The following is a 20,389-nucleotide window of genomic DNA, read 5'->3' as shown; positions in this document are numbered from 1 at the left end:
GGGTCAGTCTCCCTAAAGTGTTTCAATCAGCATGGCGCCCGACTGGCCGCCGCCAATGCATTCCGTGGCGATCCCGCGACGCAGGCCGTGGCGCTGCAGCGCCTTGACCAAATGCAGCACGATACGGTTACCACTGGTACCGACCGGATGGCCGAGGCTGATGGCGCCGCCATCGATATTCAGGCGGGCAGGGTCCAGCCTCCCCAGTGGATGGTCGAGCCCCAGCACCTGTTTGCAAAACGCTGCATCCTGCCAGGCTTCAAGGCAGGCGAGTACCTGGGCAGCAAAGGCCTCGTTGATCTCCCAGAGGTCAATGTCGGCTAGCTGATGGCCTTGGCGCTGCAGCAACGCGGTGCTGCTGAGCACGGGCCCCAGCCCCATTATCTCGGGTTCCAGGGCTGACCACTGGCTGTCGACAATAACGGCCAGCGGGGTGAGGTTATGCTTGATCAGCGCCTGCTCAGAGGCGAGGATTACCCAGCTGGCGCCATCGGTAATCTGCGAGCTGTTGCCAGCGGTGACCTGACCGTAGGGCTTTTCAAACACCGGCTTCAGCTGGCTCAGGGCCTCGATCGAATTATCCGGGCGCACGCCGTCGTCCTGATCGTACTGCTTCCCGTGCCGATCAAATAGCGGTATCACTTCGTCCTTCAGCCAGCCGCCTTCCTGGGCAGCGGCCAGCCGCTGATGACTCATCAGCGCGTAGGCGTCGGCGGATTCACGTTGAATATCGAACAGCTGCGCCACCAGTTCGGCGGTTTGTCCCATGTTGAGGCCGGCGATCGGGTCAGTCAGGCCGCGTTGCAGGCCGATCACTGGCTTGAACAGGCTAGGTCGAAAGCGGCTGAGTGCTTTGAGCTTGGCTGGCAGGCTTCGCGCCTGATTGAGTTGGGCAAACCAGTTAACGGCGCTCTGCTTGAACAGCAAGGGAGCATGGCTTAGCGCTTCGGCGCCGCCGGCCAGAATCAAGTCGGCGCCGCCGTCACGAATATAGCGGTAACCGGTATCGATCGATTGCATGCCCGAGCCGCAGTTGATTTGTACGCTGAAGGCGGGCATCTCTGCGCCCATGCCGAGGCGCAGAGCGGCGACGCGCGCCGGGTTCATTTCGTCCGAGACTACGTTGACGCAGCCAAGAATCACCTGATCGAAGGCGTCCGGCGCCAGTCCCTGACGCATCAGCAGCGGACGGCCGCACTGCACTGCGAGATCTACCGGGGTGAACGGACCGGGTTTTCCGCGTGCTTTGAGAAAGGGCGTACGGGCACCGTCAACGATATAGACCGGCTGGTGGCTGGGAGCGATAGAAGGCGGCTGGCTATCCATGAGGAGCCCTTGTCTTGATGATTCACAGAGTAGGAATATAGCGCTGGCCTCGCGGCTGCGCTTTGATCAAGCATAGGACAGGATCGGCGGGGTTCAGTTCACTGCGTGGGGGGCGGTTGCAGATAGGGGTAAAATGAGATGAATGCTCAGGCGATTGGCTTGCAGTCCTGGGGCACTTTGTTCAGCGCCCCAGGACTGCAGCAACCTGTCAGTCGCGTTCCAGCGCCAGTGCCACACCCTGACCGCCGCCGATGCAGAGGGTCGCCAGACCTTTCTTGGCATCGCGCTCCAGCATGCTGTACAGCAGGGTCACCAGGACCCGGCAGCCGGAGGCGCCGATCGGATGGCCAAGGGCGATGGCGCCACCGTTGACGTTAACCTTATCCATATCCCACTGCAGTTCTTTGCTGACGGCCAGCGCCTGTGCGGCAAAGGCTTCGTTGGCTTCGATCAGGTCCAGATCGGCGATTTGCCAGTTGGCCTTGGCCAGACAATTGCGGGTAGCCGATACCGGAGCAATACCCATAATGGCCGGATCCACCCCGGCATTGGCGTAGGCTGCGATCTTGGCGAGTACGGGTAAGCCCAGCGCCTTGGCCTTGTCTGCGCTCATCAGCATGACAGCAGCAGCGCCGTCGTTCAGGCTGGAGGCGTTACCGGCAGTGACCGAACCCTCTTTCTTGAACGCGGGCTTGAGGCGACTGAGGCTCTCTGTGGTGGTGCCATCGCGGGGTTGCTCGTCCTCGCTGACGATAATCGGGTCGCCTTTGCGCTGCGCGATACTCACTGGGGTGATTTCACGCTGGAAGCGGCCGGCTTTCTGCGCGGCGACGGCTTTCTGCTGTGAGCCAGCGGAGAAGGCATCCTGCTCCTCACGGCTGATGTTGTATTTGTCGACCAGATTCTCGGCGGTGATGCCCATGTGATAGTCGTTGAAGGCATCCCACAGACCGTCCTGAATCATGCTGTCGATCATCTTGCCGTGGCCCATACGCTGGCCGGTACGGGAGGTCGGAATCAGGTGCGGTGACAGGCTCATGGACTCCTGGCCACCGGCAATCATAACCTCGGCATCGCCGCAGCGAATGGCTTGAGCAGCCAGGTGCAAGGCTTTGAGGCCTGAGCCACAGACCTTGTTCAGCGTCAGTGCAGGGACCGCGTGCGGCAGGCCGCCGTGAATTGCTGCCTGACGCGCCGGGTTTTGGCCGCAACCTGCGGTAAGTACCTGGCCGAGGATGACTTCGTCGACGATGGCGGGGTCAATTTTGGTTTGATCCAGTAGCGCGCGGATCACAGTCGCACCCAGTTCGTGGGCGGGAACATGGGCGAACTGGCCCCCAAAGCTGCCAACGGCAGTACGGGTGGCGGCGACAATCACGACCTCTTGCATGAACGAACTCCTCTATGCGGCACTTTTTTGAGTGCACAAGCATAGAGGCGCCTCGTGTTCAGGACAAGTTGTCTCAGGCTTGATTCAATCGGTTAGCGATAAGTTCATCCACTACCGATGGATCGGCCAGGGTCGAGGTGTCACCCAGAGTATCCAGCTCGTCGCAGGCAATCTTGCGCAAGATACGGCGCATGATCTTGCCGGAGCGCGTCTTGGGCAGTCCGGGAGCCCACTGGATGTATTCCGGACGGGCAAACGCACCTACCTGATCGGCGACAAAGCTCTTGAGCTCGGTCACCAGTTCATCCGAGGGTGTAATACCGTTCATTGGGGAAACATAGACATACAGGCACTGGCCCTTGATATCGTGCGGACAGCCCACCACAGCAGCCTCTGCCACAGCATCGTGCAGCACTAGCGCACTCTCGACCTCGGCGGTGCCGATACGATGGCCAGAGACGTTGAGCACGTCATCCACGCGGCCGGTAATCCAGTAGTAACCATCTTCGTCACGACGTGCGCCATCTCCGGTGAAGTAAACCCCTTTGTAGGTGCTGAAATAGGTTTCTACCAAGCGCTGGTGGTCGCCGTAAACGGTACGGATCTGGCTCGGCCATGAACGCTTGATGACCAGGTTGCCACTGGTAGCGCCTTCCAGTTCATTGCCTTCCGGATCATACAGCGCCGGTTCTACGCCGAAGAACGGGCGGGTCGCAGAGCCTGGTTTCAGGTCGGTGCAGCCGGGCAGCGGGGTGATCATGGCGGCGCCAGTCTCGGTCTGCCACCAGGTATCGACGATGGGGCAGCGGCTCTCGCCGACGACGTGAAAATACCACTCCCACGCCTCCGGGTTGATCGGTTCACCCACAGTGCCCAGCAGTCTCAGACTGGCACGTGAACTACTTTCTACCGGTTTGTTACCCTTGGCCATAAGCGCGCGCAGGGCAGTAGGGGCGGTGTAGAAGATGTTTACCTGATGCTTGTCGATCACTTGCCAGCAGCGCGACGCATCGGGGTAGGTTGGCACCCCTTCAAACAGCAAGGTAGTCGCGCCGTTGCACAGCGGACCGTAAACGATGTAGGAGTGGCCGGTAATCCAGCCGACGTCTGCAGTGCACCAGTAGACCTCACCTGGGTGATAGTCGAATACGTAGTGATGAGTCATGGAGGCCATCAGCAAGTAACCGCCCGTGGTGTGCAGCACGCCCTTGGGCTTGCCGGTAGAGCCTGAGGTGTAGAGGATAAACAGCGGATCCTCGCTATCCATGGGCTCGGCCGGGCAATCGGCACTGACGGCTTCGATGGCTTCGTGGTACCAAATATCGCGGTTTTCAGTCCAGGGAATATCAGCACCGGTGCGCCGTACGGTAACCACCGTGTGTACGTTTGGGCATTCCTTCAGGGCTTTTTCTACGCTGGTTTTGAGCGCTACGGCTTTACCGCCGCGCACACCTTCATCGGCGGTAATGACTGCCTGACAGTCGGAGTCAAGAATGCGGTCACGTACGGCATCGGGGGAGAAACCGCCGAACACCACCGAGTGCACCGCGCCGATGCGCGCGCAGGCCAGCATGGCATAGGCGGCTTCGGGAATCATCGGCATATACAGGCATACGCGGTCGCCCTTCTTCACCCCACGGGCCTTGAGCACGTTGGCCAGGCGGCAGACCTTCTCATGCAGTTGGCGGTAGCTGATGTGTGTTGCTTCTTGCGGGTCGTCGCCTTCCCAGATGATGGCGGTCGTATCGCCACGTTCGGCGAGGTGGCGGTCGATGCAATTGACGCTAACGTTCAGCTTGCCATCAATGAACCAGGCGGCTTCACCCTTGCTCAAGTCGCTTTGCTGAACCTTGCTCCAGGGCTGATCCCATGTCAGAAAACGCTCGGCTTGCTCTGCCCAGAACTGATCGGGCTGCTCCAGTGACTGGCGATACATACGTTCATAGCCAGCTTCGTCCAGATGACTACCGACGCGCGCGGCAGCGGATACCTTGTGGTTTTCGATCTTGTACATGGGTGGTTCCCTGTTGTTATTGAAGTCGGGGCGGTCGCGACAGTCACCCTGAGCAAGCACGGCGTCGTCACGACCCGAGTGCCGCTGGAAAGTATAGGCAGGCGCTCAGTTCATGACATACAGCGTCGGATATCGACGCGCCCAATTCAACCCTTCTTTGGTATGAGAAGGGGCTGGGGAACGCGCGACTGGGTAACGGACTCAAAACAGCCTGCGCGGCGTTGCCATGGGCAGCGCCGCGCAGGTCAGATCAGGCGAGGGAGAATTGCAGGTTGTCGATAAGACGGGTTTTACCCAGGTAGGCAGCGGCCAGCGCGACTAGCTCGCGGGTTGCGGTCGTGACGGGTTGCAGGCTGTGGGCATCGCGCAGGTCAAGGTAGTCGGGTGTTAGCCCCGCGTCGACTAGTTGCGCCCGCGCCTCATCAATCACGGCCGCAAAGTCTTGCCGACCGGCCTGAAGCTTTTCGGCGATCTGCTGCAGAGTCCGGTACAACACAGGTGCGCAGGCGCGTTGCTCCGCACTCAGATAGCCATTGCGCGATGACAAGGCCAACCCATCTGCCGCGCGTACAGTGGGCTCGCCCATGATCTGTACCGGCATGCAGAGGTCGTGTGCCATCTTGCGAATGACTGCCAGTTGTTGAAAGTCTTTCTGACCGAAGATAGCCAGATCAGGCTGAACAATGTTCAGCAGTTTATTGACTACAGTGGCAACGCCCTCGAAGTGGCCGGGACGGCTGGAGCCGCATAGTCCTTCGGAAACCACGGGCACGGCGACTCGGGTGTGGCCTTCCATACCTTCGGGGTATATATCACTGACGCTGGGCGCGAAAATCATGTGAGTGCCGATCTCGTGCAGCTTGGCTTGATCTTCTGGCAGCGTCCGGGGATAGCTGTCTAGGTCTTCGCCGGCCCCGAACTGCAGTGGATTGACGAAAATGCTGACTACCACGTAATCGGTGCGTTGCAGCGCTTTCTCGACCAGCGCGATATGACCGGCGTGCAGATTCCCCATGGTGGGAACCAGACCTATGCGCTTGCCTTCCTGGCGGGCACGACTGACCGCAGCACGCAGCTGCGCAATGGTGTGCAGTGTGTTCATTGATTCAGAACTCGTGTTCAGCTGCTGGGAATTCAACCTGTTTGACGGCTGTGACATAGGCGCTGATTGCGCCGGCTATGTCTGTCTGCCCGATCATGAAGTTTTTCACAAAACGTGGCAAGCGCCCGCTGATCGACAGGCCAAGCATATCGTGTACTACCAGCACCTGGCCGTCAGTTCCGCTGCCAGCGCCAATGCCAATCACCGGCACCTTGACGGCGGCGGTAATCTGATTGGCCAGTGCGGAAGGGACACATTCAAGCAATAGCATGCTGGCGCCGGCTGCTTCCAACGCCACCGCATCATCCAGCAAGGCTTTGGCCTGAGCCTCTTCACGCCCTTGCACCTTATAACCGCCGAGGATGTTGACGGTTTGTGGGGTCAGCCCCAAATGCGCACAAACAGGGATGCCGTTGCGGCTGAGCATACTGACGTTCTCGGCGAGCCAGCCTGCGCCCTCGAGCTTGACCATATGCGCGCCGGCCTGCATCAGCTGGGCACTGTTGCGTAAGGCGTCTTGCAGAGTGGCGTAGGCCATAAAGGGCAAGTCAGCCATGATCAGCGCGCCACGGTTACCGCGTTTGACGGCCTGGGTGTGATAGGCCATATCGTCAATACTGACGGGTAGCGTACTGTCGTGTCCTTGCAGCACCATGCCGAGGGAGTCGCCCACCAGCATCACTTCAACGCCGGCAACACTCTCTACGTGGGCAAAGGTGGCATCGTAGGCGGTAAGGCAGACAATTTTTTCGCCGTTCTGCTTTAGCTTGTTTAGCGTCGTCAGGGTTACGTCAGGCATGGCAGATTCCAGTATTCGGCCTCAAAGAGGCGCCAGTTCGGTGAGCGCTGCGGCAGCCGCTATGGCGTAGCAACGCGCTGGATACTCAGGGTGTTTTGCGCCTGATGAGCATCGCTCACAAGGGCCGACAGAGAACGGCATCCTACGTGTCAGCCGTTGGGTGTCAAGCCTGTTTGCGCATCAGGCTGTTGTATAAAAACGGTCAATGTTTGCAGATCACCGCGCGGGCAGTCCTGCAGTAGCTTTTGCAGCGGAGTACCGTCGGGCATTTGCAGGTCTGGCGCCAGTTCGGCGAGCGGGTAAAGCACAAAGGCGCGGGCGTGCATATGATAGTGCGGTACCTGCAAGCGGTCGCTGTTGATCCGGACGTTACCGAACAAGAGGATATCCAGGTCCAGTGTGCGTGGGCCCCAGCGTTCGGCCTTACGCACCCGGCCTTGCTGGCGCTCTATCTGCTGCAGACCGTCAAGCAATGCGTCGGCCTCCAGTTCGGTATCGAGTGCGACCACGGCATTGATGTAACCGGGTTGATCCTGCGGGCCCATGGGAGCACTGCTGTAAAGTGATGAGCAGGCAGCGACCTTGGTTCGGGGCAGGCAGGCGAGCGCCACGCAGGCGGCATTGACCTGCGCTACGGGGTCAGCCTGGTTGCTGCCCAAGCCAATGTAACAGCGCGTCATCAGGCGTCCGACGGCTTACTGTTGCGCGGTTTGCGACGTGCGCGCGAGCGTGAACGCTTGGGGCCGCTCTTGTCGCCGCCTACTTCACGTACCATTCGTCGGCGCTCATCGGGATTGGCGTCCTGATAGCGGGTCCACCAATCGCCCAGCCCGTCAGTTTGCTCGCCAGCGCTTTCGCGTAGCAGCAGGAAGTCATAGGCTGCACGAAAGCGCGGATGCTCCAGCATCTGATCGGCGCGACGACCACTGCGACGCTCCAGACGCGGCTGCAGATCCCAGATTTCGCGCATTGGGATGCTGAAGCGTTTTGGAATTGCCGTATGCCGGCATTGCTCGGATAACAGCTCCTGAGCAGCCTGCTGATGCGCGGGAATACTCGGCACGCCCTGTTCTTCCAGATCACGTACCCGTTGTGGCAGTGCTGGCCAGAGCAAAGCCGCAAAGAGGAAGGCCGGGGTTACCGGTTTGCCTTGAGCTATACGTTCATCGGTATTGGCCAGCGCCTGCCGAACGATCTTCAAGGTATATTCGGGGCGATCAATGATAGCTTCGTCGGTATCAGGGAAGAGCGGGGCGAACAGGTCGTACTGATACAACAGATCAAAGGTATGTTGACCCTGACCGCTCATCAGCAGCTTTAGAACTTCGTCGAACAGGCGCGCTGCGGGGATGTCGTGCAGCAGTGGTGCCATGGACTCGATCGGCGCCGCGGTATGTTGCTCAATCTCGAAGCCCAGCTTACCGGCGAAGCGCACAGCACGAAGCATGCGCACCGGATCTTCCTGGTAACGCTTCTCGGGCTGCCCGATCAAACGTACCTGCTGATTACGGATGTCGTGGATACCATTGGCAAAATCATGAATCTGGCCGCTGGTAACGTCGTAGTAAAGCGCATTGATAGTGAAGTCGCGGCGCTGGGCGTCCTGTTCGAAGGTGCCGTATACGTTATCGCGCAGCAGTCTCCCCGACTCACTCTGGCGTGACTGTTCGGCGCTGGTCTCTTCTTCATGATTGGTGCGGAATGTGGCAACTTCGATGATTTCACGGCCGAAGTGGACATGCGCCAGCTTGAAGCGGCGACCGATCAAACGTGAGTTGCGGAAAGTCGCTCTTACCTGTTCAGGCGTAGCGCTGGTCGCGATATCGAAATCCTTGGGCTCGACATTCAACAGCAGGTCGCGCACGCAGCCACCGACAGCGAAGGCTTGGTAGCCTGCCTGTTGTAGCCGCTCAACGACCGTTACGGCGTGCCGGCTGAGGCGTTCACGGCGCAGGCTATGCTGGCTGGCAGGGATGACAGTCGGGGTTGTTCGCTTGCGCTGAGGCGAGCCGAACGGGGAAGGGATTTTCTGCAACAGCTTCCGAATCATAAAAGTTGGTTTTCCAACAGCCCGTCAATGCCCGCTGACCGCAGTGCTGTCGGTTGAGGGCTTAGAATGAATGAATGAGTTTAAGTCTGGCGAGCCGGGGCCGCCAAAATTGGCGAGTTGGGCCTAGCCTGAATTGTCTCAATTGCCGAGCATTCTAGCCTGAAATGGCTTGAAAGGTAAGGAACAATAGGATAGGGAAGATATAGGGCTTGAGGAGGGAGTCGGGAGATAAAGCCCAAGGGGAGCATTCACTCCCCCTAATGGTATTTTTTATTGTTGTTATTATCAGAGCTATAATTTTTTTTATACAGCAGCGACCAAGCTCGCCATGTGATAAACCCATCTCGGGTTGTCAAAAACAAACGGATTGCTTTGGAAGCTTAGGTTCAGTGTCGGCCTTCATGTTGCTATGGACGGTAGGTTGCTTAGGCAACTTTTATTTTTCTCTTGTCCATCTGAGCATCCTGCTCGCGACCTGACTGCTATTCTCCAAAAGAATCAGTTTGCTGCGTCTCTCACGTTTTATTTTTATTGTCTGTGGAGATGAATATTATTTTTATTATGTGTTTTGGTTTTTATTGTTGTTGTACTGGATATAAAGCATTTGCCGTGCCATCTTTTTAAAGTCATTTAAAAACAATAGCTTACGTTTTTATTCGTTTTCTCCTCCCGTGCTACCTGTGGCAGTTGTTACCGTAAGTCTCGTAAAAGTGTTACCTCGCCCAAGGTGTGGGGTAACAGTTTTCGCAAATGGGGCGGGTAACAGGTAACACTTGCTGTCTCTTGACTGTTACTCAGACCACAAACCGCTCTGGCACAAGGGTGCCTCACGACTAAAGGCGCGCTCACAGCAGGTGTGTCAGCGCGCTTTTAGTCGGAGGAGATTAGAGAATAAGAAGCTGTTTAGCTGTTTAGCTGTTTAGCTGTTGGCGGTTTTCTTGCGTGGAATGCCAAGGCGCTGGCGACGTTCCCACAAGCATTTGCGGCTGATGCCGAGCTTGTGAGCCAGCTGTGTTTCCGTCATGTGCTCTTGATGTTCGAGCACGAAATGCTGGAAATAGTCCTCCAGTGAGAGGTCTTCTGCAGGCTCCTGGCCGGGGCTGTCGGCGTGTTGCATGGTCTGCAGTGCATTGGCGGCCTCTGAGGCACGCTCGTACTCGGCGTCCAGTTCTATGCCCAGCAGGTCGGCGGTGATTTCGTCGTGGTCGCATAGAATGGCTGAGCGCTCGATAGCGTTCTCCAGCTCGCGCACGTTGCCTGGCCAGGTGTAGTTGAGAATTGCGTTGCGGGCCTCGGCACTGAAGTGCAGCCCATGCTGGTTAGTATTGCTCGCGGCGCGTTCCAGCAGCGCTTCGGCAATCAGTACAACATCCTTGCCACGATCACGCAGCGGCGGCAGGCGCAGTTCAATCACGTTGAGTCGGTAGAAGAGGTCTTCGCGGAACAAGCCCTGACGTGCCATGGTCTTCAGATCACGGTGCGTCGCTGCCACCAAGCGCACGTCGACCTTGTGTGATTGTACCGAGCCAACGCGTCGAATTTCGCCTTCCTGCAGTACGCGCAACAGACGCGCTTGCGCCTCCAGCGGCAATTCGCCGATCTCATCCAGGAACAGGGTGCCGCCATCAGCAGCTTCGACCAGACCGGTGCGGCCTGCCGTTGCACCGGTAAAAGAGCCTTTTTCGTGGCCGAATAGCTCGGACTCGATCAAAGTCTCCGGAATGGCGGCGCAGTTAACCGAGATAAGCGGTGCCTTGGCTCGTTGTGAACGCTCGTGCATGGCCCGCGCTACCAGCTCTTTACCCGTGCCTGATTCGCCCTGGATCAGCACGGTAGAGTCGGTTGGCGCGACTTTGCTGATGCGTTTGAATAGGGTTTGCATGGATTCACAGGAGCCGATAATCCCCATGTCGTAGTCGTCACCAGGCGCAGCAGCGACCTTTGGTTTGGCACTGGCAGTTTTGCTCGCGCTGCTCTCAACCGGGCTGCTCTTGATCTGTTCGCGCTGACTGCGGGTGGCGATGATGCGCTGCACGGTTTCGACCATTTCATCGTGGTCGAACGGCTTGGCGATATAGTCAACCGCACCCTGCTTCATTGAGTCGACAGCTGAGCGCAGGCTGGCATAGCTGGTCATGATCAATACCGGGGTATCAGGTGCGCGCTTGATCATCTCGGTGCCAGGCTCGCCCGGCAGACGCAGATCGCTGATGATCAGGTCAAACGTCTTGAGATCATATTGCTCTGTCTCGGCGACAGAGCCGGCTTCCTGTACCTGGTATTGGTGCCGTTCCAGCATTCGCTTCAAGGCGGTGCGGATAATGGCTTCGTCTTCAACTACCAGTATGTGTGACATGTAAACCTCATGCGTGACGGCACCCTGGAATACGTCAGGCGTAGGCACCGTTACTGATATTGCTGTAACGCGGCAGGGTTATGGTAAACCGGGTGCCACGCTGGGATGTATGCTCGACTGGGCTGTCGATAGTTATCTGCCCATAATGCTCTTCGACAATGGAGTAAACCAGTGCCAATCCAAGCCCGGTTCCTGTCCCCGGCTCCTTGGTGGTGAAGAAGGGCTCGAACAGGCGATCCATAATTTCCTTATCAATACCGCTGCCCTGATCTTCAATTTGCAGCAGCACCTGGTGCTCGTTTATCTGGGTGCTGATGGTGATGCTGTCGCCATTTTCGCTGGCATCGCGCGCGTTCCCTAGCAGGTTGATCAGGACCTGAACCAGGCGCTGCGAATCACCCGATACCCGATGCGCCGGATCACACAGGTTAACATACTTGACCTCCGGCCCTTTGCGGTTGAGCGAGAGCAGATGTATCGCTTCGTTGCTGCAGGCGGCCAGGTCGACTTCTTCGTTGGGGTGCTGGTGGCGGCTGCCGACGTGGGCAAAGTTGACCAGTGACTGCACGATGCGCGATACCCGTCGGGTCTGTTCGATGATCTGTTCGGACGCCTCACGCGCCTCCAATTGCTCGGACTCGTCGCGCAGATTTTGCGCCAGGCAGGCGATACCGGTGATCGGGTTGCCGATCTCGTGAGCGACGCCAGCAGCGAGCCGGCCAATCGAGGCAAGGCGCTCGGAATGCATCAGTTCTTCTTCCAGCATCTGATTTTCGGTCTGGTCTTCGATCAGCAAAACCAGGCCGCTGCCGCCAACGTATCCTGGCTCGTCGATTGCCGCCTTGTGCAGGCTGAGCCACTGCGTCTGGCCTTTGACCAAGAGCTTTTGCTTATGCATATGCGAAGACTGGTCATCGACAAAACGGCCCAGCAGCTCACTCCAGGGAGCGGGCAAATTGCTTAGCCGGGAGCCAATCACGCTGTCCGCCTCGATCCCGGTCAATGCTTGCATGGCGCGGTTCCACATCAATACCTCATTGTCCTGCGCCAGCGAGCACACGCCCATGGGCAAGTCCTGCAGCGTCTGGCGGTGATAGCGGCGCAGTGCATCCAGCTCTGCGGCAAGACCGGTGAGGCGCGAATGATAGTCTTCCAGACGATTCTCAATGAAGTGAATGTCTTCGGTTACGTAGCCATCACGTCCCATTTTGAACGGCAGAAAGGTCTCGATGATGTCTTGTGCTACCGAGGGTCCCATCAGGCCGGACAGATTAGCCTCGAGTCGGTCGCGCAGACGGCGTAGGGCATAGGGGCGGCGTTCGTCGAAGGGTAGCTTGAGGTCATGCAGTGCCTGTTCTACTTCGTATTGCGCGGTCTTGTTACCCAAGGGTTTGGCCAGCTGCTGAGCAAACTCCTGCGGTGACGAGGCCATCAGTTGAATGCGTTGTGGGCGACTGACGTTGTCGACCGAGCAGGCTTCTGCAGCGCTTTGTTCTTCATCACTGCGCTGGGTAAATAGCGAGATCAAGGTCAACACCACCACGTTGACCGCCAGTGAGCTGATGGCTGCTACGTGCCAGGTATCGGCATTGAAGCTGAGGGTCAGGCCGAACAGCTGCAAGCTTGGCAGGCTGGTGACCAGTGGCAGCAGCAGGGTGATTGCCCAGACGGCCATGCCGGCAATCAGGCCGCTGATGAAGCCGCGCCTATTGGCCTGTGGCCAATAGAGCACAGACAGGGTGCCGGGCAGAAACTGTACGGTAGCGACGAAGGAGGCGATGCCCAGGTTGGCCAGATCCTGCTCGGCACCGAGCAAGCGATAGAAGCCATAACTGGCCATGATGATCGCCGCAATTAAAGTGCGCCGCGTCCAGAGTAACCAGCGGTAGATATTGTTGTCGGCACTGGGCTGGTAGAGCGGCAGCACCATGTGGTTGAGTACCATGCCCGACAACGCCAGGGTGACCACGATGATCAGGCCGCTGGCGGCTGAAAGCCCACCGACGAAAGCCAGTAGCGATAGCCATTCCGAGCCGGCGGCAACGCCCAGGCCCAGTGAAAAGTACTCAGGGTTGGTGGGTACGCCAAGGTGCAGGCCGGCCCACAGAATCGGTGGCACCGCCAGGCTCATCAGTAGCAGGAACAGCGGCAGCCCCCAGCTGGCGGTGCCCATGGCGCGAGGGTTGAGGTTTTCGGTAAACGCCATGTGATACATGTGCGGCATCACGAAAGCGGCAGAGAAGAAGACCAGCAGTAGTGTACGCCAGGGGCCTTCCTGTAACGGGGTATGCAGCGTCTTGAGTGCTTCCTGGTTGCTGTCCAGCCACAGCTGCAGACCGGCCGGGCCATCGAAAACGACAAAGAGTGCATAGAGACCAATGGCGCCAATGGATATCAGCTTGACCAGCGACTCAAAGGCGATAGCAATGACCAGGCCTTCATGTTTCTCGCGGGCAGAAATGTGCCGTGCACCGAAGAGAATGGCGAATAGCGTGATCAGGATGCAAAAGCCGAGTGCGACTGTGCCCTGGCCGGATTGCTGCGTGAGTATTTGTACCGAATCGGCAACCGCTTGAATCTGCAACGCCAGTAGCGGCAAGACGCCCACCAGCATGAATACCGTGGTCAGAGTGCCGGCCCAGGTGCTGCGGAAGCGGAAGGAGAAGAGGTCGGCCAGCGATGACAACTGGTAGGTTCGGGTGATGCGCAGTATCGGGTTGAGCAGCACCGGGGCCAAAAGGAAGGCGCCACAGACGCCAAGATAGTAGGTCAGGAAGCCGTAGCCGTACTGGTAGGCCAGCCCTACTGTGCCGTAAAACGCCCAGGCACTGGCGTATACCCCGAGCGACAGGGTGTAGATTGCCGGATGGCGCAGAACCGCACGAGGTAGCAGACCGTGCTCGGTAATCCAGGCAACGCCAAACAGCAGGATCAGGTAACCAATACTAATCAGCAGCAGCTGACTGAGATCAAAGCTCATCGGCATCTTTTGGGCTCTGTAGCAGCATGCCGGCGATAATCAGAATCAGCCACAGCACGTAGGGACGGTACCAGGCACCCTGGGGTTCTATCCACCAGTCCATGATGGCCGGGGAGAACAGGTAAATGCCGATCACCAGCAGCAGTACCAGTCGGTAGATATACATGGGTATCCGTTGGGTTATGGGCGGCCGTTGGATGTCGGTCCGCGATGGTCAGGTTCTGATGGTAATCAGGCTGCTGCCCCTTGCCAAGGGCGTCAATCAAACAGGCGGTCGTGCGGCAGGCTTTGGGTGGGGCTGAGGCGCTCTGGTTGCCAGTGTGCGATAGCCCATTCCAGTTGCTTTTCAATGCTGGCACTGCGTAACGAGGCTGGCGGTTGCTGGGCCAATGCCTGCAAGGCGCGAAACAGTTCAGCCGGTGCCTTGGCCGGATCCAGTGGGGTTGAGCCGAGTCTTTTGCTCAGTTTCTCGCCATCGGCGCGCAGCAATAGTGGAATGTGCAGGTAACGCGGCAGTGGCTGGCCCAGTAGTTGGTAGATCCACTGCTGGCGCGGCGTCGAGTCAAGCAGGTCAGCGCCGCGCACAACGTCAGTTACCCCCTGCGCTATATCGTCCAGCACCACCGCCAGTTGATAGGCATAGATACCGTCGCGGCGGCGGATGATGAAATCCCCTAGCGTAGTTGTCAGGTTCTGGGTGAACGGCGGCTGCAGGCGGTCCAGTGTGGTAATAGGCTGCTCCGGGACGATCAGCCGAATCGCGTGATCTGCAGCGGGCGGTAGTTGCCGGTGGCGGCAGGTGCCAGGATATACGCCACCGAATTCGGCCAGTTGGCGGCGTGAGCAGTCGCAGTAATAGGCTTGTCCCTGCGCCAGCCATTGATCGATCTGGGCTGCATACAGGCCGAGTCGGCGGTGCTGGTAAAGTATGTCGCCATCGCTGTGCATGCCGTAGCAGGCTAGCGTATTGATGATGTGTTCGCTGGCGCCGGCGATGCTGCGCGGTTGATCCAGATCTTCCACCCGGATTAGCCATTGGCCTTGCTGCTGGCGTGCGTCCAGATAGCTGGCAAGTGCCGCAACCAGAGAGCCAAAGTGCAGGTAACCGCTAGGGGTAGGTGCGAAGCGTCCGATGTAGGGGGCTGCTGAGTGCATATCGGCCGGTCAGACGGGGAATGAGCGCAGGCTGCGATGAGGCAGCCTGCGGACCACAGGTAAGGCTTAGCTGCCGACCTGCTTTTCCTTGATTTCTGCCAGCGTCTTGCAATCGATGCAGAGGGTAGCAGTAGGGCGTGCTTCCAAACGGCGAATACCGATTTCGACACCACAGGAATCACAGAAGCCGTAGTCGTCTTCTTCGATACGCTGCATGGTCTGGTCGATCTTCTTGATCAGCTTGCGCTCGCGATCACGGGCGCGCAGCTCCAGGCTGAACTCTTCTTCCTGGCTGGCACGGTCTGCCGGATCAGGGAAGTTAGCTGCCTCGTCCTGCATGTGGTGCACGGTGCGGTCGACTTCTTCCATCAATTCCTTTTTCCAGGTATTGAGGATGTTGGCGAAATGCTCGAGCTGCTGCTCGTTCATATACTCTTCGCCCTTTTTTTCTACATAAGGGACGAAGCCGCGGATCAACATTGATGTTTTTTGCTTGGCATTGCTGGGCATGAGAACCGCCTCACTTTTTGCTCGATCTTCCTGTTCCAGGTCCCACATACACAACCTGATGACTCGGCCGGTGGCCTGCAAGCGGGCAAAGCTACCAGAACCTGATCGCATCCGCTACTGTTTAGCGCCAGAAGGTGTAACCGCTGACATTTCCGGCACTGCAGGCCCGCGTCTGGCACGGTATGATCGCGGCACACTCAGTTAGTTCAGGACGTTTACATGTCTCAGCAGCGCTGGGCCCAACGGGTTCACGAAATTCAGCCTTTTCATGTCATGGCGGTGCTTGCGCGGGCGCGCGAGTTGGAAGCGGCGGGACGTGATGTCATTCATATGGAAATTGGTGAGCCGGACTTCACGACCCCCGAGCCGATCATTCGCGCCGGGCAGCAGGCGCTGGCTGACGGCCGCACTGGTTATACGCCCGCACTAGGCTTGCCAGCATTGCGTGAAGCCATCGCTGGTCTTTACGCGCAGCGCTATGGCATTGATCTTGACCCGGCGCGGGTGGTGGTAACGCCCGGTGGTTCGGCTGCGTTGTTACTGATCAGCGCGCTCTTGGTCGAGCCGGGCAAGAAAGTACTGATGGCCGATCCGGCCTACCCCTGCAATCGCCACTTTTTACGGCTGGTGGAAGGGCGCGCCGTTTTAGTCCCCACTGGACCGGAAACGCGCTATCAGTTGACGCCCGAATTGATCGAGCAGCATTGGGATAGCGATTGCGTTGCCGTGTTGGCCGCCTCGCCGGCAAACCCGACCGGCACCTTGCTTGAGCGCGACGAGTTGGCCGCCATGTCTGCTACCTGCCGTCGACTGGGTGCTGAGTTGATTGTCGACGAGATTTACCACGGCCTGACTTATGGTGTGGATGCCTGCTCGGTGCTGAATGTCGCGGACGACGCCTTTGTGCTCAATAGTTTTTCCAAATACTTCGGCATGACCGGCTGGCGCCTGGGCTGGCTGGTCGCTCCCAGGGAAGCGGTACCTGCGCTGGAAAAACTCGCGCAGAATCTCTACATCTGCGCCCCGCATATGGCGCAGCAGGCAGCACTGGCGGCGTTCAATGAACAAAGCCGGGAGATCTGCGAAGTGCGCCGAGAGGCGTTTCAGGCGCGCCGTGATTTTCTATTGCCGGCGCTACGTCAGCTTGGCTTCAGTATTCCGGTGACCCCGCAGGGGGCGTTCTATTTATATGCAGATATGCAGGCATTGGGCGGCGACAGTCAGCAGCTATGTCAGCACGTCATTGATACCGAGTTTTTGGCCCTGACGCCGGGTCTGGACTTTGGCCAGTACCGTGCTGACCAGCACCTGCGGTTTGCCTACACCACCTCGCTTGAGCGGCTTGAACAGGGTGTCGAGCGTCTGGCTCGTGCTCTGCAAAGCTGGCCTGCATGCTGATTCCCTTTGAGGTGCCGCTGACACCCGCACGGCTGATCAAGCGCTACAAGCGCTTCCTGGCCGATGTGCAGTTGGAAGATGGTCGTGAGCTAACCGTGCATTGTCCGAATACCGGATCAATGCGCAATTGTGGGCAACCCGGTGATCGGGTTTGGCTACGGTTAGAAAATAAGCCGGGGCGCAAGCTGCCGGGTGGTTGGGAGTTGGTTGAAGTTGCGCCAGGCGAACTGGCCTGCATTCACAGTGCGCGCGCCAACAAGGTGGTGGCGGCGGCGCTACAGGCCGGCCTGATTACGCCGCTAGCCGGTTACACGCAGCAGCGCGCAGAGGTGAGTTTGCGCCAAGGCGGGAGTCGCTTTGACTTTCTATTATCCGACCCGGACGAGTGTGTCGTTGAAGTTAAAAGTGTGACCCTGGCGCTGGGCGCAGGTGAGGGTGCTTTTCCTGACGCGGTCAGCGCGCGTGGGCAGAAGCATCTGATCGAATTGACCGAGCTTGCCGCCAATGGACGTCGTGCCTGCCTGTTGTTTTGCGTGATGCACTCGGGAATCGACCGGGTACGGCCAGCCGATGAAATCGATCCTGAATACGGCCGCTTGTTGCGCGCGGCGGTGGCGGCCGGGGTTGCTGTGCTGGCCTGGTCGGTCTGGCCAACGCCGCAGGGCTTGCAGGTGCGAGGTGAGCTGCCGGTCTTGCTCTAGCGGACTATTGTCGAAAGCGGTTATGCGTTAATCAAGCCAGACATGCTGATCGCGGATATGGCACGGGCGTTGTTGCAACGACTGCCCCGCGCAGGGCCCGGCAACACACTCGCCGGACTCCGGCAGAAACAGTGCGCCGTGGGTGGCACACTGAATCAAGCGGTTTGAGCTGTCGAGAAACTGATCGGCTACCCACTCCAGCGGCACGCCACGATGCGGACAGCGATTTTCATAGACGAAAACCTGCTCGCCCTGACGCACCGCAAACAGCGCCTGACCCCGGTGGTGAAAGCCTTTGCTGCCATAAAGCGGAAGCTCGTCCAGCTGGCAAAGGGGGGCGGGCAGTACATCATTATTAGTCATGCCGCGATTATCGCCGCCGCGCCGCCGCTTGGCCAGTTCTGCCTCAGATCTCCCAGACGATGTTGACGCTGGCGTTGCGGCCTGGCTGGCTATAGCGGGCAACGCCGGCTTGAGTCGAGGGCAGGCCGCGAACATCGGTCCAATTCCAGTATTGCTTATCGGTCAGGTTGTAAACCCCGCCGTTGAGTTGCACGCCTTCAGTGATTTGCCAGTAAGCGGTGAGATCAAGCAAGCCGTAACCCGCTGGCTGATACTGATTGGCGGTTTCAGTTTCGTCGATGCGCGATTTGTCGGCGACCAGGGTCCAGATCAGTTCACCACCATAGCGACTGGCTGGCTCGTCATAGCCAAGGCCCATCACGCCCTTGAGCGGGTCAATGTTGTTGATCGGCTGATCAGACTCTTCGTCGGTGCCGTGGGCATAGGCGAGGCTGCCGCGCAGCCGCGAGCCCAGGGGCAGGCCGAGGGTGTCCAAGTACAGCTCACCTTCAGCTTCAGCGCCGTAAATGGTGACTTTGTCGAGGTTGACGTACTGAAACTCGCCGAATGGAAATCCGGGGGCCGCTGATGGCCGGCTGACTTGTTCGATAAAGTTGTCATAGCGGTTGTAGAAGGCCGCCAAGCCAAAACTACCGGCGCTGTAGTTGCCGCGTAAACCTAGCTCGTAGCTGTCGCTGGTCTCCGCCTCAAGGTCCTGATTAGCCAGGGTTCGGTACATGCCCGGGTTTTCAAACTCACCGAAGATTTCAATCGCCTGGGGTGCCCGGAAGCCCGCTGCATATTGCGCGTAGACGCTGTGCTCGGGGTTGATGGCGTAGCTGATGCTGAGCTTGGGTGACAGCGCGGAATCGCTGTAACTGGCTGGGTCATCGTCCGCCGGGTTGGTGTTGAGATACTGCTGGGTCACATCCGGTTTCATGCGGTAATGGTCGTAGCGCAGGCCCGGTGTGATGGTCCAGCTGCCGATGCGGATACGATCTTGCACGAAGGCCGCCAGCTCGAGCGTAGTTGGATCAGGGAAGTCGCTGGATGGTGGCTCGGCGGTGACAGTACCGCTGCTGATATCGCGCTGTTGGCCGAGGCGCAAATCATCATTTCTCAGGCGCTTGGCGTCTATGCCATAAATCAGCTTGTGGTCGCTGCTGCCCCAGATCAGATCCTTTTCCAGTTGAGCGTTTAAGGCCCAGAGTTTTTCGCTGTAGCGCGAGTCGCGGGTGCGGTAGACGGCTGTGCCCCCGGAGACTCTATCCTGCAAGGTTTGCTGGCGGTTCTCGCTATCCTGGTAACTGAGCTGCCAACTGAGGCGGTCGACTAACAGGCTGTCCAACTGCATCAGGTGTTGCAGGCTGAAACGATCACGCGTTATCTGATCGTCCGCCTGCGAGGTGCGCGTGGTCGCAGTGTTGCTGTAGTCGCTAAGCAGTCGTGTGTCTGCGTCGTCTTTAAAGTGCTCGTAGGTCAGTTGCAGACGGCCGCCATCACTGTAATCCCAGCCGAGCTTGGCCATCAGGTTGTCGGTCGTAAAGTCGACGGGGTTGGCCTGCTCGCGGCTGCTGCCGCTGCCGCCTTTACCGCCATAGGTCTCCATCTCATGTCCGCTGCGACGGCCCAGGTGCAACATGGCGTCCCACTCGCCGCGGCGACCGGCCAGGGTGGTGCTGCGCAGCCAGCTGTTATCGGCGCTGTCATACCCCAGCTTGAAGCGTGCGTACTGGTCGTCGCTGGTGTGCAGATAGTCGCCCGCATCGCGGGTCAAAAACGAGACGGCGCCGCCAATGGCGTCGCTGCCGTACAGCGATGATGCCGGCCCGCGAATGATCTCTACCCGCTTGATGATATCCATATCTACGTAGTCGCGCTGGGCTGACAGGAAAGGTCCGAACGCGAAGGCATCCGGCACGCTGAGACCGTCGACCTGGGTTAATACGCGGTTGCCGCCAATGCCGCGAATGCTGACGCCTTCAGAGCCAAAGCGGCTCCCGGTGCCACCAACCGAGATACCGGGCTGGTAGCGCACCAGATCCTGAATAGTGTTGATGTTCTGGCGGTCGATCTGTTGTTCGTCGATGACGTCGACGCTGCCGGCAACATCGCCAACTCGCTCTTCCTGCCGCGTGGCTGTGACGGTGAGGGTATCAAACTGCCGTTTGGCAGGAGACTCGGCCCATGCGGGCGCGCTCAGGGCGATCAGTAACCAGGGAAAGTAGTGCTTGGTGAGTGGCCTTGGATCAAAGGGCGCCATGCG

General features: G+C 58.7%; 16 protein-coding genes. 2 read left to right on the top strand and 14 right to left on the bottom strand.

The window, feature by feature from the left end:
- Positions 1 to 12 precede the first annotated feature (12 nt).
- From H4J77_RS10110 to dksA, 12 genes are all read right to left on the bottom strand, one after another.
- Positions 13 to 1,326, bottom strand: coding sequence for an acetyl-CoA C-acetyltransferase (locus H4J77_RS10110; RefSeq protein WP_182248199.1), 1,314 nt, complete (start codon positions 1,324 to 1,326; stop codon positions 13 to 15).
- A gap of 208 nt (positions 1,327 to 1,534) precedes the next feature.
- On the bottom strand, positions 1,535 to 2,716 hold the full coding sequence (locus H4J77_RS10105; protein ID WP_123889956.1) for an acetyl-CoA C-acetyltransferase: 1,182 nt from the start codon (positions 2,714 to 2,716) through the stop codon (positions 1,535 to 1,537).
- Positions 2,717 to 2,789: 73 nt separating this feature from the next.
- Positions 2,790 to 4,730 (bottom strand): acetate--CoA ligase, encoded by a 1,941-nt coding sequence (gene acs, locus H4J77_RS10100; RefSeq protein WP_182248197.1) that lies wholly within the window; start codon positions 4,728 to 4,730, stop codon positions 2,790 to 2,792.
- A gap of 250 nt (positions 4,731 to 4,980) precedes the next feature.
- Positions 4,981 to 5,832 carry a pantoate--beta-alanine ligase gene (gene panC, locus H4J77_RS10095; protein WP_182248196.1) on the bottom strand — a complete coding sequence of 284 codons (852 nt, stop codon included), beginning with the start codon at positions 5,830 to 5,832 and terminating at the stop codon, positions 4,981 to 4,983.
- Between the two features lie 4 nt (positions 5,833 to 5,836).
- Positions 5,837 to 6,631 (bottom strand): 3-methyl-2-oxobutanoate hydroxymethyltransferase, encoded by a 795-nt coding sequence (panB, locus tag H4J77_RS10090; protein ID WP_182248195.1) that lies wholly within the window; start codon positions 6,629 to 6,631, stop codon positions 5,837 to 5,839.
- Between the two features lie 149 nt (positions 6,632 to 6,780).
- Entirely contained in the window at positions 6,781 to 7,311 is a 531-nt protein-coding gene (gene folK / locus H4J77_RS10085; protein WP_182248194.1) for a 2-amino-4-hydroxy-6-hydroxymethyldihydropteridine diphosphokinase, read from the bottom strand.
- Positions 7,311 to 8,681, bottom strand: a complete 1,371-nt coding sequence (locus tag H4J77_RS10080) for a polynucleotide adenylyltransferase PcnB (protein ID WP_123889961.1) — start codon at positions 8,679 to 8,681, stop codon at positions 7,311 to 7,313. Before H4J77_RS10080 ends, folK begins: the two co-directional genes overlap by 1 nt.
- Before the next feature lie 919 nt (positions 8,682 to 9,600).
- Positions 9,601 to 11,037 (bottom strand): sigma-54 dependent transcriptional regulator, encoded by a 1,437-nt coding sequence (locus tag H4J77_RS10075; RefSeq protein ID WP_123889962.1) that lies wholly within the window; start codon positions 11,035 to 11,037, stop codon positions 9,601 to 9,603.
- Between the two features lie 34 nt (positions 11,038 to 11,071).
- On the bottom strand, positions 11,072 to 14,023 hold the full coding sequence (locus H4J77_RS10070; RefSeq protein WP_123889963.1) for a sensor histidine kinase: 2,952 nt from the start codon (positions 14,021 to 14,023) through the stop codon (positions 11,072 to 11,074).
- On the bottom strand, positions 14,007 to 14,183 hold the full coding sequence (locus H4J77_RS10065; RefSeq protein WP_090475058.1) for a hypothetical protein: 177 nt from the start codon (positions 14,181 to 14,183) through the stop codon (positions 14,007 to 14,009). Before H4J77_RS10065 ends, H4J77_RS10070 begins: the two co-directional genes overlap by 17 nt.
- Before the next feature lie 92 nt (positions 14,184 to 14,275).
- Positions 14,276 to 15,172, bottom strand: a complete 897-nt coding sequence (gene gluQRS / locus H4J77_RS10060; protein WP_182248193.1) for a tRNA glutamyl-Q(34) synthetase GluQRS — start codon at positions 15,170 to 15,172, stop codon at positions 14,276 to 14,278.
- 66 nt (positions 15,173 to 15,238) lie between these two features.
- On the bottom strand, positions 15,239 to 15,682 hold the full coding sequence (dksA, locus tag H4J77_RS10055) for an RNA polymerase-binding protein DksA (RefSeq protein ID WP_123889965.1): 444 nt from the start codon (positions 15,680 to 15,682) through the stop codon (positions 15,239 to 15,241).
- A 219-nt stretch (positions 15,683 to 15,901) separates the two neighbouring features.
- Here dksA and H4J77_RS10050 point away from each other — a divergent pair, with 219 nt between their 5' ends.
- Positions 15,902 to 17,080, top strand: coding sequence for a pyridoxal phosphate-dependent aminotransferase (locus H4J77_RS10050; RefSeq protein ID WP_182248192.1), 1,179 nt, complete (start codon positions 15,902 to 15,904; stop codon positions 17,078 to 17,080).
- Positions 17,080 to 17,781 carry a DNA/RNA nuclease SfsA gene (gene sfsA, locus H4J77_RS10045; protein ID WP_310734961.1) on the top strand — a complete coding sequence of 234 codons (702 nt, stop codon included), beginning with the start codon at positions 17,080 to 17,082 and terminating at the stop codon, positions 17,779 to 17,781. The genes H4J77_RS10050 and sfsA overlap by 1 nt, the downstream gene beginning before the upstream one ends.
- A 27-nt stretch (positions 17,782 to 17,808) precedes the next feature.
- Here the strand turns inward: sfsA and H4J77_RS10040 are convergent, their stop codons facing one another.
- A complete protein-coding gene (locus H4J77_RS10040) occupies positions 17,809 to 18,144 on the bottom strand; it encodes a Rieske (2Fe-2S) protein (protein WP_182248189.1) in 336 nt (111 codons plus the stop codon).
- A gap of 43 nt (positions 18,145 to 18,187) precedes the next feature.
- Positions 18,188 to 20,386 carry a TonB-dependent hemoglobin/transferrin/lactoferrin family receptor gene (locus tag H4J77_RS10035; protein WP_182248187.1) on the bottom strand — a complete coding sequence of 733 codons (2,199 nt, stop codon included), beginning with the start codon at positions 20,384 to 20,386 and terminating at the stop codon, positions 18,188 to 18,190.
- Positions 20,387 to 20,389 lie beyond the last annotated feature (3 nt).

This window comes from Pseudomonas sp. 5Ae-yellow, from assembly GCF_014077575.1.
Classification (GTDB): Bacteria; Pseudomonadota; Gammaproteobacteria; order Pseudomonadales; family Pseudomonadaceae; genus Halopseudomonas; species Halopseudomonas neustonica.
The sequence above is the reverse complement of the archived record's forward strand: the minus strand, read 5'-3'. Positions and strand labels throughout refer to the sequence as shown.

Coding starts and splice junctions, on each gene's coding strand:
- H4J77_RS10110 (WP_182248199.1), bottom strand. CDS start 1,326: ATGGATAGCCAGCCGCCTTCTATCGCTCCCAGCCACCAGCCGGTCTAT.
- H4J77_RS10105 (WP_123889956.1), bottom strand. CDS start 2,716: ATGCAAGAGGTCGTGATTGTCGCCGCCACCCGTACTGCCGTTGGCAGC.
- acs (WP_182248197.1), bottom strand. CDS start 4,730: ATGTACAAGATCGAAAACCACAAGGTATCCGCTGCCGCGCGCGTCGGT.
- panC (WP_182248196.1), bottom strand. CDS start 5,832: ATGAACACACTGCACACCATTGCGCAGCTGCGTGCTGCGGTCAGTCGT.
- panB (WP_182248195.1), bottom strand. CDS start 6,631: ATGCCTGACGTAACCCTGACGACGCTAAACAAGCTAAAGCAGAACGGC.
- folK (WP_182248194.1), bottom strand. CDS start 7,311: ATGACGCGCTGTTACATTGGCTTGGGCAGCAACCAGGCTGACCCCGTA.
- H4J77_RS10080 (WP_123889961.1), bottom strand. CDS start 8,681: ATGATTCGGAAGCTGTTGCAGAAAATCCCTTCCCCGTTCGGCTCGCCT.
- H4J77_RS10075 (WP_123889962.1), bottom strand. CDS start 11,037: ATGTCACACATACTGGTAGTTGAAGACGAAGCCATTATCCGCACCGCC.
- H4J77_RS10070 (WP_123889963.1), bottom strand. CDS start 14,023: ATGCCGATGAGCTTTGATCTCAGTCAGCTGCTGCTGATTAGTATTGGT.
- H4J77_RS10065 (WP_090475058.1), bottom strand. CDS start 14,183: ATGTATATCTACCGACTGGTACTGCTGCTGGTGATCGGCATTTACCTG.
- gluQRS (WP_182248193.1), bottom strand. CDS start 15,172: ATGCACTCAGCAGCCCCCTACATCGGACGCTTCGCACCTACCCCTAGC.
- dksA (WP_123889965.1), bottom strand. CDS start 15,682: ATGCCCAGCAATGCCAAGCAAAAAACATCAATGTTGATCCGCGGCTTC.
- H4J77_RS10050 (WP_182248192.1), top strand. CDS start 15,902: ATGTCTCAGCAGCGCTGGGCCCAACGGGTTCACGAAATTCAGCCTTTT.
- H4J77_RS10040 (WP_182248189.1), bottom strand. CDS start 18,144: ATGACTAATAATGATGTACTGCCCGCCCCCCTTTGCCAGCTGGACGAG.
- H4J77_RS10035 (WP_182248187.1), bottom strand. CDS start 20,386: ATGGCGCCCTTTGATCCAAGGCCACTCACCAAGCACTACTTTCCCTGG.